The following is a 12,643-nucleotide window of genomic DNA, read 5'->3' on the forward strand; positions in this document are numbered from 1 at the left end:
GCTTCATCCCCTCTCCTCTGCCGCTCCCCTCGCCTGTTCTCCTGAAAGGCTTCATCGCCATGCCCGATTCAGCCAGAGGCTCACTCGACCGGCGCGGATTCCTCACCGCCTCCGCGGGCGCCGCCCTCAGCACCACCGCCCTGTCCGGCTGTGCCGCCTCCGTCGACTCCGGGAGCGGAGGCACGAGCGGCAGGACGCTCACCGTCATGACACAGGCGGACGAGTGGGACGCGAAGACCAAGAAGAGCATCGAGAAGACGCTGGACGTGACCCTGCGGGTCATGACGTACGACGTCACCAAGCTCAACGCGATGCTGGCGAGCAAGAACCCGCCCGACGTCGTCCGTGGCATCGGCGCGACCGACGCCCCCTACTTCGCCGCACGCGGTCTGATGACCGACCTGGATCCGTACCTCGCCAAGAGCACGGTGCTCAAGGCGTCCGACCTCGCCGCGGCCGACGACGTGTGGCGCTACGACGGCGAGAAGCAGGGCTCGGGCCCCCGGTACGGCCTCGCCCGGGACTACTCCCAGGACTCCATGTTCTGGTACCGCGCCGACCTGTTCGATGAGGCCGGCCTCGAACTCCCCAGCGAGACCGAGCCGTTGTCCTGCGACGAGTGGCTGGACCTCGGTGAGCGGCTGACGAAGCGCCGGCTCGGCAAGGTGAAGGTGTACGGCCTCAACGCCACCGGTATGGGGGCCCTCTCCCAGCTGATGTGGATGACCGCGTCGGCCGGCGGAAGCCTGTTCGGCGACGGCATGGCCACCGTGGACTTCTCCTCGCCCGAGGCGCTCAGGGCTCTTCAGTGGTACCTCGACTACACGAAGGCCGACATCGGCCCCAACCTGGTCAACCCCAACCCGGACGGCTGGGACGGTCCGACCTACCAGGCCGGCCGGATGGCGATGAGCTGCAACGGCCACTGGTTCGGCGGCATCATCGCGGGCGACGCGAAGCTGTCCGCGGTCTCCCGGTTCGCGCCCGCCCCGCAGCTGGGCAGTCATCGGGTCAGCCCCTGTTTCGGCGGCACCGGGTTCTGGATGCCCAAGGACGCCAAGAACAAGGAGGCCGCCTGGAAGCTCTTCGAGTGGTACTTCGCCGGGCAGCCGGCCAAGGACCGCGCGGACTATGGCTGGGGCATGCCGTCCCTCAACTCGCTGCGCGCGAAGCTGCCGGTGAAGACCGCACTCCAGAAGCAGGCCTACGCGGTCCAGGAGAAGGAGCTGCCGTACTTCTCGGTGCTGCCGGTCAGTCCGTACGCGCAGACGGACGCCCTGAACGCCGTACTGAGCAAGGTGGTGCCCGACGCGGTCAAGTCCGGTGCCAAGGCGGGCAGGATCGCCGACACGCTGAACTCGCGGATGAACGAACAGCTGGCGCGGGGCAAGGAGTTGGTGGGGTGAGTACCGACCAGCTCACTGAACCTGATGCGCAAGCGCATGCCCCGCTGCGGGCAGGGGCCGTCCGCCCCGGCGGCCGCCGGTCGCGCACTCGCCGGGCCGGGACCTTCTATCTCTTCGCCGGTCCTTGGCTGCTGGGCTTCCTGGCCCTGACGGTCTTCCCGCTGGGCTACGCGCTGTGGCTGAGCTTCACCAATTCCGACGGGCTGTCGCCGAACGCCCGCTTCGTGGGCCTCGCCAACTACCGGGAGGTCTTCAGCGATCCGGACACCCTCGACTCCCTGGCCCGCACAGGCCTGTTCGCCGTGATCACCGTACCGCTCACGATCATCGCGGGGCTGATCCTCGCGGTGCTGCTCAACCAGCCGATCCGCGGCCGCGGGGTGTTCCGCACCCTGCTCTATCTGCCCGCGGTGGTCCCGCCGGTCGGCGCCGCCCTCACCTTCAAGCTGATCTTCGACCGGGACTCCGGCTCGGCCAACGGCGTGCTGGACCTGCTCGGCATCAACGGCGTCGCCTGGCTGGCGGATCCTTACGCACGCTACGTACTGATCATGCTGACAGTCTGGGGCTGCGGAAACGTCATGATCATCTCGTTGGCGGGGCTCCAGGACATCCCCCGCGAACTGCTCGACGCGGCACGGGTGGACGGGGCGAGTCAGTGGCAGTCCTTCTCCCGGGTCATCCTGCCGCTCCTCTCCCCCGTGCTGTTCTTCCAGGTCGTCACCCAGCTCATCGCCACGCTCCAGACCTTCGTCCCGCTCCTCATCTCGCTCGACCCCACCCCCAAGGGCGTCGGGGCCGTACCCGAGAGCAACTACCTGATCATGATCGACGTCTTCTCGCAGTACTTCGCCAACGGCCGCTACGGCTACGCCTCCGCCCTGCTGTGGGTGCTGTTCGCGTTCATCATGGCCGTCACCTTCCTCGTCTTCCGGCTGAGCAAGGGCATGGTCTTCTACTCGGTGGAACCGGAGCAGGCGCAGCCCAAGTCCCGCACGATCGGGGGCAAGTGATGGTGCTGGCCCGACGCAAGGTCGTCTACATGCTGCTGATCGCGGCCCTGATGCTCTTCCTGAGCCCCTTCGGCTGGCTGCTGATCACCGCATTCAAGGCGCAGTCCGAACTGCGCGCGGTACCGATCCACTGGTGGCCGCACCACCCGTCCGCCGACAACTTCCGCCAGGCCCTGACCCTCTTCGACTACCTCGGTTACGCACGCAACTCCCTGGTGATCGCGGGCATCTACTCCAGCCTGATCACCCTGGCCTCGGCCTGGGCCGGCTACGGCTTCGCACGCCTCCAGGCGCCCGGCAAGCGGATCGTGTTCGGCCTGGTGCTGTCGACGATGATGACCCCGCAGATCATCACCCTGATCCCGACCTATCTGCTGTTCGCGAAGGCGGACCTGGTCAACACCTACATCCCGTGGGTGTTGTGGGGCCTCTGCGGGGCGCCCTACCTGATCTTCCTCTTCCGGCAGTTCTTCACGAACATGCCCAAGGAACTGGAGGAGGCCGCGATCATCGACGGCTGCGGGCAGATCCGCATCTTCTGGCGAATCTTCCTGCCGCAGTCCTGGCCGGTCATCGCCACCAGCCTGATCCTGTCCTTCAGTTGGAGCTGGGGCGACTACATCGCGCCCGCGCTGCTCCTCGACGACGACCGCACCACGCTCGCCGTCAAGATCGCCACGGGCTATGTCAACGAACACGGCACCGGCCTCTACCACCTGGTCGCGGCGGGCTCCGTGATGTACATCGTGCCCGTGCTGGTGCTCTTCCTGATCCTGCAACGCGGATTCGTCACGAGCGGCGCGACGTCCGGCCTCAAGTGACTGGGCTCCTCGGACCACCGCGACTTCCGGGTGATCTCCACGCCCTCCCCGCAACAGCGCCCTGCCCAGGGCATTCGGTTCCTGGAGTCCTCCTCGTGCGAGCCGAACCGTCGCCCGCCACTTCCCCGAAGGGGCCGCGTGGAGTCGCCACGGCCGCGACTCCTTCCGGGGACGCAGACAGACCGAGAGCCGCCGAGAAATCCGATGCCGGACCCGATGCGCGAAGCGACCCGCGTCGGGCTCTGTTCCTCCCCGACCACGACTCTGGAGAGAACAGCCAAGGTGGCTCCGCCGACGAGCAAACCATCGATCACCTCGACCAAGGAATTCGGTGCCCCTTCGGGTGACCTGACCGAGTTGACATATCAACATATCCCCTACAAGAACTTCACGCGGAGACCATCTCGCCATATGCCGTACCTGTGATCATATTTCCCCAAAGAGAGATCATCTCTCGGGCATCCGGTGACTGCGTGACGCAGCTGTCCGTCGATTGCGGCTGCCCGCCCCCCCCTACGCACAGAGCCCCTTCTCGGCAAACACCCCGCCTTGCCTTGAAGGGTGAAGACGAACAATTAGAGAGCCATACATGAGTACATCCCCCCACCTCTACGACCTCTCCGGCCGTGTCGTCCTCGTCACTGGTGCCGGAAGCAGTATCGGCCGCGCCACCGCGCTCGCCTTCGCCGCTGCCGGAGCTTCGGTGGCCTGTGCGGACAAGGACGAACCCTCCGCACGCCGGACCGCTTCCCTCATAGCCGCGCTGGGCGGCACCGCACGGTCCCTCGCTCTCGATGTGACCGACCGCGCAGCGGTAGCCGCCGCGGTCGACGGAACGGTGAGCGCCTACGGTCGCCTCGACGTGCTGGCCGCGCTGGACGAGGTCGACCACGCGGCCCCCATCCTGGAAACCTGCGACGCCGACGTGGAGAGGTTGCTGGACGTCAACTTCAAAGGTGTCCTGCACTGTGCCCGGGAAGCCGCCCGTCCCATGGTCGAACAGAAATCGGGCTGCATAGTGACCACGGCCTCGGACACCACCGACGCGGACACGGAGGACCTGACGTACTACGGCGCCTCCAAGGCGGCCGTGGCACCCCTCGTCCGAGCCCTGGCCGCCGAACTCGGCCCGCACGGCATCCGTGCCAACGCCGTCGTCCCCAGCCGACGAAGCGACACCGAGGGAGCTCCTCCGCGAGGAGAGAACTCCCTCCCCTACGACGTCGCGGGAACCGTGCTGTTCCTCGCTTCCGAGGCATCGGCTTTCATGAACGGCCAGGTGCTGCGCGCCAACGGGAAAAGCGGCCTGTGGTAGGCGCAATGCCAGACGGTCACGGCGGAATGGCCCCGGTCGGCGGACCGGGTCTCAAGCCGGCAGGTCGATGAGCGGGGCGAGCCTGATGAGATGGTCCCCGGGTGTGCCGAAGGCCAGCTGGTTCGCCTTGGCCCGCTTGAGGTAGAGGTGCGCGGGGTGCTCCCAGGTCATGGCGATGCCGCCATGCAACTGGACGCACTCCTCGGCCGCCAGCACCGCGATGTCCGCGCAGTACACCTGGGCGACCGACGCGGCGACGGCACGGTCCGGATCACCGACGGCCGCGGTCGCGGCCGCGTACCGGGCCACCGCTCGGGCCGTCTCGACCTGTGTGTAGAGATCGGCGAGCCGGTGCTTGAGCGCCTGGAACCCGCCGACCACCCGGCCGAACTGACGACGTGTCTTCACATAGTCGAGGGTGATGTCCAGGCACCATTGGGCCAGCCCCACCTGCTCGGAGGCCAGGAGGGCAGCGCCGAGTTCGAGGGCGTCGTCCACCGCGTGTACGGCTGTGTCGCCCTCGGCGAGCAGGCGGCCGCCCGCACCGGTGAGGTCGACGTCCGCGACCTGCCGGGTCATGTCCAGCGACGTCACGGGGGTGACCCGTACGGCGTTCCGCTCCACCGCCCACAGCTGCGTCCCTGCCGCGCCGGTAACGGGGACGATCAGCACCTCCGCGTCCAGCGCCCCGGCGACTCCGCGGACCTCGCCGTTCAAACGGCCGTCCCCGGCCACCGTGACCGGCGAAGGCGGACCACCGGGCTTGGCGCTGAGGGGAACTGTCAGAGCGGCCACCCGGCCGTCGGCAATCGCACCGGCCAGTTCCTTGTCGCCCACCGACACGAGCACGCTCGCGGCCACCACCGCGCAGGTCAGATAGGGCACGGGTGCGACCGCGCGCCCCAACTCCTCCAGTACGACGGCCGCTTCGCGGGCGGTGCCACCGGCGCCGCCGAACCCCTCCGGCACCAGCAGCCCCGCCAGGCCGAGTTCACCGGACAGGGCCGGCCACAGGCCCTCGTCGGTGGTGTCGCCGTCGTAGCGGGCCACACCGCGCTCGGGGCTCCATCGACGTGCCATCAAGGTGCGTACTGCGTCCCGCAGGGACTCCTCCACATCGGTGTGGAGCAGGTCGAGATCGTCGTTCATCGGGGCAGGTCCTTCCACGGGATGTCCTTGTCGACGCGCGGTTCCGCCGGCAGGCCCAGCACCCGCTCGGCAACGATGTTGCGCAACACCTCGGAGGTGCCGCCCTCGATCGAGAGTCCCTTGGCCCGCAGATAGCGGTAGCCGGCGTCGTGGCCGGTGAAGTCGGAGCGGTCGGGGACGCGCATCGTCCAGTCCGCGTAGCGCAGGCCGTCGGCCCCGAGCAGTTCGAGCTCCAGGCCGGACAACCGTTGGGCGAGGCTGGAGAAGCCGAGTTTCATCGCCGAGCCCTCGTGGCCGGGCTGTCCGGCCGCCAGCTTCTGCCGCAGCCGGGTCGCCGCGATCCGGGCGGCCTCGGCCTCCACCCACAAGCGGATCAGCCGGGTGTGGAGTTCGGGGGTGCGCAGTTCGGGACGGCGCCGCCAGGTGCCCGCGACGACGCCGATCATGCCGCCCTCGCGGGGTCGTTGGAGGGCGCCGATGGTCACCCGCTCGTTCATAAGTGTGGCGTTGGCGACCTGCCAGCCCTGGCCCTCGGCGCCGAGGCGCTGGGCGTCGGGGATGCGGACGTCGGTGAGGAACACCTCGTTGAACTCGGCCTCGCCGGTGATCTGGCGCAGCGGCCGTACCTCGATGCCCGGGTCGCTCATGTTGCACAGGAAGTAGGTCAGGCCAGCGTGCTTGGTCACCTCGGGGTCGGTGCGGGCGACGAGGATCGCCCACTGCGAGGTCTGGGCCCCGGAGGTCCACACCTTCTGGCCGTTGACGACCCAGGTGTCGTCCTCGCGGACCGCGCGGGTCGCGAGCCCGGCCAGGTCGGAGCCGGCGCCGGGCTCGCTGAAGAGCTGGCACCACACCTCCTCGCCGGTGAACAGGGGGCGCAGGAAGCGGTGTTTCTGCTCGTCGGTGCCGAAGCGGAGGATCGTCGGGGCGGCCATGCCGAGCCCGATGGTGTTGCGCTCGGGTTCGTTGTCGGGCGCGCCCGCCTCGGCGAGCAGCGCGTCCACATGGGTCTGCGACTCTCGGGGCAGTCCCAGTCCGCCGAGCCCTTCGGGGAAGTGCACCCACGCCAGTCCGGCGTCGAACCGCGCCCGCAGGAAGTCCCGTCGGCCGAGTGCGCGCGGATCGTGCCCGGCCAGGAAGTCCGACACGCGTGGGGTGAGCTCGTCCAGCTCCAGGTCGACCATCATCTCGCCTTTCTCGCTTGGCTGTTCGCGCTCAGTCCGTCGGTCCGCCGGCGACGTAGAGCACCTGTCCGGAGATGAATCCGGCTTCCTCGGAGACGAGGAAGGACACCGTCGCCGCGATGTCCTCCGGCCTGCCGCCGCGTCCGACCGGGATGGTCGCGACCACCACCTCCCGCAACTGGTCGAAGGACAGGCCCATGCGGGCGGCCGTCGCGGCGGTCATCTCGGTCTCGACGAAACCGGGGGCGACGGCGTTCACGGTCACGCCGTAGCGGCCGAGTTCGATGGCCAGGGTCTTGGTGAGGCCCTGCAGTCCGGCCTTGGCGGCCGAGTAGTTGGCCTGGCCCCGGTTGCCCAGTGCCGAGGTACTCGACAGGCTGACGATGCGGCCCCATCCGGCGTCGACCATGTGCTTCTGGGTCTCGCGGCTCATCAGGAACGAGCCCCGCAGATGCACGTCCATCACCGCGTCCCAGTCCCCCGTCGTCATCTTGAACAGCAGGTTGTCGCGGAGGATGCCGGCGTTGTTCACCAGGACGGTGGGCGGGCCGAGTTCGGCGGCGATCCGGGCCACCGCGCCCCGTACCGCCTCTTCGTCGCCGACGTCCGCCCCCACGGCCAGCGCCCGGGCACCCGTCGACTCGATCTCGTCGACCACCGGCTTGCAGGCCGTCTCCTCCAGATCGAGGACGGCGACGGACATGCCGTCCCGTGCCAGTCGCCGGGCCGTGGCGGCACCGATGCCGCGGGCGCCGCCCGTGACGACGGCGACGCGGTGTGCTGTGGCTGTGCTCATGGTGTGCTCCCTCGTCGTGGTCGTCGTCTCAGGCGGTCCGGCCCCACCGGGGGTCGCGGCGGCGCAGTTCCATGTGCGCGAGGGTCCGCTTGTGCACCTCGTCGGGGCCGTCGGCGAAGCGCAGGGTGCGCTGCTGGGCGTACATGTCGGCGAGCGGGAAGTCGTTGCTGAGGCCGCCCGCACCGTGCACCTGGATGGCGCGGTCGATCACCTTCAGCGCCATCTGCGGTACGGCCACCTTGATCGCGGCGATCTCGGTGCGCGCCTGGCGGTTGCCGACGGTGTCCATCAGGTAGGCGGTCTTCAGGGTCAGCAGGCGGGCCATCTCGATCTCGACGCGGGCCTCGGCGATCCAGTCCTGGATGTTGGCCCGGTTGGCGAGCGGCTCGCCGAAGCTGACGCGTGCCTGGGCACGGTCGATCATCAGGTCGAGCGCGCGTTCGGCCGCGCCGATGGAGCGCATGCAGTGGTGGATCCGCCCGGGACCGAGCCGGGCCTGGCCGATCATGAAGCCGTCGCCCTCGCCGGCGAGCAGCGCGGTGGCGGGCACCCGGACGTTCTCGAAGAGCAGCTCGCCGTGGCCTTCACGGTCCTGGTAGCCGAAGAGCGGAAGGCTGCGCAGGACGGTGATGCCGGGGGTGTCCAGCGGGACGACCATCATCGACTGCTGCCGGTGCCGGGGCGCGTCGGGGTCGGTCTTGCCCATGACGATGAGGACCCGGCAGTTCTTGTGCAGGGCGTTGGACGTCCACCACTTGCGGCCGTTGAGGACGTACTCGTCGCCGTCGCGCTCCATGCGCAGTTCGATGTTGGAGGCGTCGGAGCTGGCCACGGCGGGTTCGGTCATGGCGAACGAGGAGGCGATCTCGCCGGCGAGGAGCGGCTTGAGCCACCTCTCCTTGTGTTCCTCGGTGCCGAAGAGGGTCAGCACCTCCATGTTGCCGGTGTCGGGGGCGTTGCAGTTGGTCGCCTCGGGGGCGATGTGCAGGCTGCGTCCCATGATCTCGGCGAGCGGCGCGTACTCCAGGTTGGTCAGCCCAGGGCCCCATTCCGGGTGCGGGTGGAAGAGGTTCCACAGGCCGCGCTTCTTCGCCTCGGTCTTCAGCTCCTCGACGATCGGCGGGTAGTGGTGCGGATCGCCGGAGGCCGCCATCTGCGCCCAGTAGACCGGCTCGGCCGGGTAGACGTGCTCGTCCATGAAGGCGAGCAGGTATTCGCGGTAGCGCTTGGCCCTGTCAGTGAGTTCCCACACGGGGCTGCTCCTCGGTCGGTTCGGGTTCGAGAGGTGTGAAGGGGAGGCCGGGATCAGTCCGGGAGTGTGTCCCAGTCGAGGGCGCGCTTGAGGATCTTTCCGGTGCTCCCCTTGGGCAGGGCGTCCACGAACCGCACCAGATGAGGCACCTTGTAGGCGGAGAGCCGCTCCTTGGCCCAGCCGCGCAGTTCCTCGGCGGTGAGGGCGGCGCCGGGCCGCAGGGTCACCACGGCGGCGACCTCCTCGCCGTAGTGCGGATCGGGCACGCCGATGACGGCGGCCTCCACGATGTCGGGATGGCCGTAGAGGACCTCCTCGACCTCGCGCGGGTAGACGTTGTAGCCGCCGCGGATGACGAGGTCCTTGAGGCGGTCGACGATGTAGAGGAAGCCGTCCTCGTCGAGCCGGCCGAGGTCCCCGGTCCTCAGCCGGCCGTCGGGCAGGTCCGCGGCGGTGGCCTCGGGCCGGTTCCAGTAGCCCTTCATGACGTGCGGGCCCCTGAGGTGGACCTCCCCGACCTCGCCCGTGGGCAGGATCTCGCCGGCCGGGTCGCGGATCTCGACGGTGGTGCCGGGCAGCGCCGGTCCGACGGAGCCCGTACGGGGCCCGAGCGCGGGTGAGTTGAACGAGCCCGCGCCGGTGGACTCGGTGAGGCCGTAGCCCTCCAGGATGGTGCAGCCGAAGCGCTCCTGGAACTCGCGGATCACCTCGCCCGGCAGCGAGGCTCCGCCCGAGCCCGCGAGCCGCAGGGCGGGGAAGTCGTCGGCGCCGAAGTCGTCGTCGGCGTGCAGCATCGCGTTCCACATCGTCGGTACGCCCGCCAGAACGGTCACCCGGTCGTCGCGGACCATGCGCAGCATGGCGTTCGGTTCGAACGGCGAGAGCAGCGACAGGGAACAGCCCACGCGGAGGGCGCCGTTGAGGCAGACCGCCTGCCCGAAGACGTGAAAGAGCGGCAGGCCGGAGCCGAACCGGTCGTCCGGCGTCAGGGCCAGCTGCTCGGCGAACGCCGCGGCGGTGAAGTCCAGGTTGTCGACGGTGATCTCGACTCCCTTGGGACGGCCGGTGGTTCCGGAGGTGTAGAGCAGCAGGGCCGTGTCGTCGGCGCCGCGCCCGACGGGCTCGGACAGCGGCGCTCCACCGCCCACCGGCAGATCTGGCCGCAGCACGAGGAGGGGCAGTCCGCGCTCGGCGGCGGCCTTCTCGACGGCGGTCGCCGTCTCGTGCCAGGCGAGCGCCAGCCGGGCGCCCGAGTCGTCGAGCACGTACCCGATCTCGGGTGCGGTCGCCATGGTGTTCAGGGTGACCAGGACCGCTCCGACGGCGTGCACGGCGGTGGAGACGACGGCGAACTCGGGCACGCTGGGCGCGACCAGGACGACCCGGTGCCCCGGTCTGACTCCCTCCGCGCGCAGCAGCCCGGCGAAGGCCGCGGCACGCTCGCGCAGGTCGGCGAAGGACCATGTACGGCCGCGCGCCCGGAGTGCCACCGCCGCCGGGCGTTCGGTTGCGTGGCGCCAGACGGCATCGGCGACGTTCGGCATGGGACCTCCTTCGGGGACAGGCTCGCCGCGAGGCGGACGAACCCGGGTTCGGCGGGCGCTCGCTCTCCCTCACCGCTGGCTTCGAGCACCTCCGGCCGTACGGCCGTCGGTTTCACGGGCTCCGGGCTCCGGGCATACGGCTCAGGACAGCCGCTCCAGCACCATGGCCATCCCCTGGCCACCGCCGACGCACATCGTCTCCAGCCCGATCTGCCTGTCGTGGAACCGCAGGGAGTTGATCAGGGTGCTGGTGATCCGGGCGCCCGTCATGCCGAAGGGGTGTCCCACGGCGATGGCACCGCCGTTGACGTTCAGCTTGTCCTCGCTGATGCCGAGTTCCCGGGCGGAGGGGATGACCTGGGCGGCGAACGCCTCGTTGATCTCGACCAGGTCGACGTCGTCGACCGTCATGCCGGCGCGGGCGAGCGCCCGGCGCGAGGCTTCCACCGGGCCCAGGCCCATAATCTCGGGCGAGAGGCCGCTGACCCCGGTGGCCAGGATGCGGGCCAGCGGGGTGATGCCCAGCTCGCGCGCCCTGACGTCGGACATGATCACCAGTGCCGCGGCGCCGTCGTTGAGCGGGCAGCAATTGCCGGCGGTCACCGTGCCGTCCGGCCGGAACACCGGCTGGAGCTGGGCCACCGCGTCCAGCGTGACCCCGGCACGGGGGCCGTCGTCCGCCCTGACCACGGTGCCGTCGGGGAGGACGACCGGTGTGATGTCGCGCTCCCAGAAGCCGGCGGCGATCGCCTGCTCGGTGAGGTTCTGGCTGCGTACGGCGAACGCGTCCTGCTCCGCCCGGGACACGCCCATGAACCGGGCGACGTTCTCGGCGGTCTGCCCCATGGTGAGGTACATGTCCGGCAGCTCGCCGAATTCCCGGGGGTCCGCCCAGTCCTGTCCGCCCTCGGCCACCTTGTCCGTGCGTCGGCGGGCCTCGGCGAACGCCGGGTTCTCGGTGCCGGGCACATCGGCGAAACCCTGGTCGTAGCGGCTCACGGTCTCGACGCCCGCCGATATCAGGACGTCCGCCTCGCCCGCCTTGATCGCGTGCAGCGCCATCCGGGTGGTCTGGAGGCTCGACGAGCAGTAGCGGTTCACCGTGACGCCGGGCACCTGGTCGAGGCCCGCGAGCACGGCGACCACCCGGGCCATGTTGTGCCCCGACTCCGCCGAGGGCTGGCCGCAGCCGAGCATCAGGTCGTCGATCTCCCGGGGATGGAGCTGCGGCACCTCGGCCAGGGCTGCCCGGACCATCTGCACCGTCAGGTCGTCGGGGCGCAGGGCCGCGAGGGAACCCTTGCGGGCGCGGCCGATGGGCGAGCGGGCGGTGGCGACGACGACGGCTTCGGGCATCGGTGGAGTCCTTCCGCGACAGATCTGGGCGTGCGTCCCACATTACTGAACTTGACGTCGGATTCAACTCTTGGGACAGGGTGATCTGAACTTGATTTCGGTGCCGGGTTCAATAAGGTGAGGCGTTCGTCAGCGACGGGAGGACAGCAGTGAGTGCCGACGAGGCGACCGACAGCGCGCCCGGGCGACCCGCCCCCCGCACCCAGCGCGGCATCCGCACCCGCAACGCGCTGCTGGTCGCGGCGCGCGAGGTGTTCGAGCGGGACGGCTTCCTCGACGCCAAGATCAGCGACATCACCAAGGCCGCCGGCACCGCGTCCGGCTCCTTCTACACCTACTTCGACAGCAAGGAAGAGGTGTTCACGGCGGTCGTTGCGCAGGTACAGGAGGAGATGCTGCATCCGCACGTCCGGGAGCGTTCGGACGTCGACGACCCGCGCACTCTGATCGACCTGGCCAACCGCGAGTACCTCCAGACGTACCGGCGCAACGCCCGGCTGATGGCCGTGCTGGAGCAGGTGTCACAGATCGACGAAAGGTTCCGCTCGGTTCGGCTCGGCCGCAGCATGGCCTTCGCCGAGCGGAACACCAGGCTCATCCGCAGGCTTCAGGAACAGGGTCGGGCCGACTCCGAACTGGACGCCGAGATCAGCTCGTTGGCCCTGTCCGCGATGATGAGCCGCATGGCCTACCTGGTGTACGTCTACGGCCATGACATCCCCTTCGAGAGCCTGGTGACGAACCTGAACCGGCTGTGGTTCAACGCGCTCGCCCTGCACCCGCCGGCCGGCTCCTGACCCGTGACCG

General features: G+C 69.4%; 11 protein-coding genes. 5 read left to right on the plus strand and 6 right to left on the minus strand.

Annotated features, from left to right (window positions below):
• Window positions 1-59 precede the first annotated feature (59 nt).
• From G3I78_RS07515 to G3I78_RS07530, 4 genes are all read left to right on the plus strand, one after another.
• A complete protein-coding gene (locus tag G3I78_RS07515; RefSeq protein WP_164422000.1) occupies window positions 60-1,406 on the plus strand; it encodes an extracellular solute-binding protein in 1,347 nt (448 codons plus the stop codon).
• Complete coding sequence (locus G3I78_RS07520) at window positions 1,403-2,419, plus strand: sugar ABC transporter permease (RefSeq protein WP_164422001.1); 1,017 nt, start codon at window positions 1,403-1,405, stop codon at window positions 2,417-2,419. Before G3I78_RS07515 ends, G3I78_RS07520 begins: the two co-directional genes overlap by 4 nt.
• A complete protein-coding gene (locus G3I78_RS07525) occupies window positions 2,419-3,240 on the plus strand; it encodes a carbohydrate ABC transporter permease (RefSeq protein ID WP_164422002.1) in 822 nt (273 codons plus the stop codon). The genes G3I78_RS07520 and G3I78_RS07525 overlap by 1 nt, the downstream gene beginning before the upstream one ends.
• A gap of 589 nt (window positions 3,241-3,829) precedes the next feature.
• Window positions 3,830-4,555 carry an SDR family oxidoreductase gene (locus G3I78_RS07530; protein WP_164422003.1) on the plus strand — a complete coding sequence of 242 codons (726 nt, stop codon included), beginning with the start codon at window positions 3,830-3,832 and terminating at the stop codon, window positions 4,553-4,555.
• Window positions 4,556-4,606: 51 nt separating this feature from the next.
• Here G3I78_RS07530 and G3I78_RS07535 read toward each other — a convergent pair whose 3' ends face one another.
• The 6 genes from G3I78_RS07535 to G3I78_RS07560 all read right to left on the minus strand — a co-directional run bounded on the left by G3I78_RS07535 (window position 4,607) and on the right by G3I78_RS07560 (window position 11,836).
• Window positions 4,607-5,704 (minus strand): acyl-CoA dehydrogenase family protein, encoded by a 1,098-nt coding sequence (locus tag G3I78_RS07535; RefSeq protein WP_164422004.1) that lies wholly within the window; start codon window positions 5,702-5,704, stop codon window positions 4,607-4,609.
• On the minus strand, window positions 5,701-6,891 hold the full coding sequence (locus G3I78_RS07540) for an acyl-CoA dehydrogenase family protein (RefSeq protein ID WP_164422005.1): 1,191 nt from the start codon (window positions 6,889-6,891) through the stop codon (window positions 5,701-5,703). Before G3I78_RS07540 ends, G3I78_RS07535 begins: the two co-directional genes overlap by 4 nt.
• Before the next feature lie 28 nt (window positions 6,892-6,919).
• Complete coding sequence (gene fabG / locus G3I78_RS07545) at window positions 6,920-7,684, minus strand: 3-oxoacyl-ACP reductase FabG (RefSeq protein ID WP_164422006.1); 765 nt, start codon at window positions 7,682-7,684, stop codon at window positions 6,920-6,922.
• A 28-nt stretch (window positions 7,685-7,712) separates the two neighbouring features.
• Entirely contained in the window at window positions 7,713-8,936 is a 1,224-nt protein-coding gene (locus G3I78_RS07550) for an acyl-CoA dehydrogenase family protein (protein WP_164422007.1), read from the minus strand.
• Between the two features lie 53 nt (window positions 8,937-8,989).
• Window positions 8,990-10,480: a long-chain fatty acid--CoA ligase gene (locus tag G3I78_RS07555; protein ID WP_164422008.1), complete on the minus strand. Its 1,491-nt coding sequence runs from the start codon at window positions 10,478-10,480 to the stop codon at window positions 8,990-8,992.
• Window positions 10,481-10,621: 141 nt separating this feature from the next.
• Entirely contained in the window at window positions 10,622-11,836 is a 1,215-nt protein-coding gene (locus G3I78_RS07560; protein ID WP_164422009.1) for an acetyl-CoA C-acetyltransferase, read from the minus strand.
• A 149-nt stretch (window positions 11,837-11,985) separates the two neighbouring features.
• On the opposite strand from G3I78_RS07560, the gene G3I78_RS07565 reads away from it, so the two are divergent.
• Complete coding sequence (locus G3I78_RS07565; protein WP_343243669.1) at window positions 11,986-12,633, plus strand: TetR/AcrR family transcriptional regulator; 648 nt, start codon at window positions 11,986-11,988, stop codon at window positions 12,631-12,633.
• Window positions 12,634-12,643: the final 10 nt, after the last annotated feature.

It is taken from the genome of Streptomyces sp. SID13726, from assembly GCF_010548375.1.
Classification (GTDB): domain Bacteria; phylum Actinomycetota; class Actinomycetes; order Streptomycetales; family Streptomycetaceae; genus Streptomyces.

What these genes read in the sequence shown, in the direction of transcription:
- G3I78_RS07515 (WP_164422000.1), top strand. Translation starts at nt 60, where the DNA reads ATGCCCGATTCAGCCAGAGGCTCACTCGACCGGCGCGGATTCCTCACC.
- G3I78_RS07525 (WP_164422002.1), top strand. Translation starts at nt 2,419, where the DNA reads ATGGTGCTGGCCCGACGCAAGGTCGTCTACATGCTGCTGATCGCGGCC.
- G3I78_RS07530 (WP_164422003.1), top strand. Translation starts at nt 3,830, where the DNA reads ATGAGTACATCCCCCCACCTCTACGACCTCTCCGGCCGTGTCGTCCTC.
- G3I78_RS07535 (WP_164422004.1), bottom strand. Translation starts at nt 5,704, where the DNA reads ATGAACGACGATCTCGACCTGCTCCACACCGATGTGGAGGAGTCCCTG.
- G3I78_RS07540 (WP_164422005.1), bottom strand. Translation starts at nt 6,891, where the DNA reads ATGATGGTCGACCTGGAGCTGGACGAGCTCACCCCACGCGTGTCGGAC.
- fabG (WP_164422006.1), bottom strand. Translation starts at nt 7,684, where the DNA reads ATGAGCACAGCCACAGCACACCGCGTCGCCGTCGTCACGGGCGGCGCC.
- G3I78_RS07555 (WP_164422008.1), bottom strand. Translation starts at nt 10,480, where the DNA reads ATGCCGAACGTCGCCGATGCCGTCTGGCGCCACGCAACCGAACGCCCG.
- G3I78_RS07560 (WP_164422009.1), bottom strand. Translation starts at nt 11,836, where the DNA reads ATGCCCGAAGCCGTCGTCGTCGCCACCGCCCGCTCGCCCATCGGCCGC.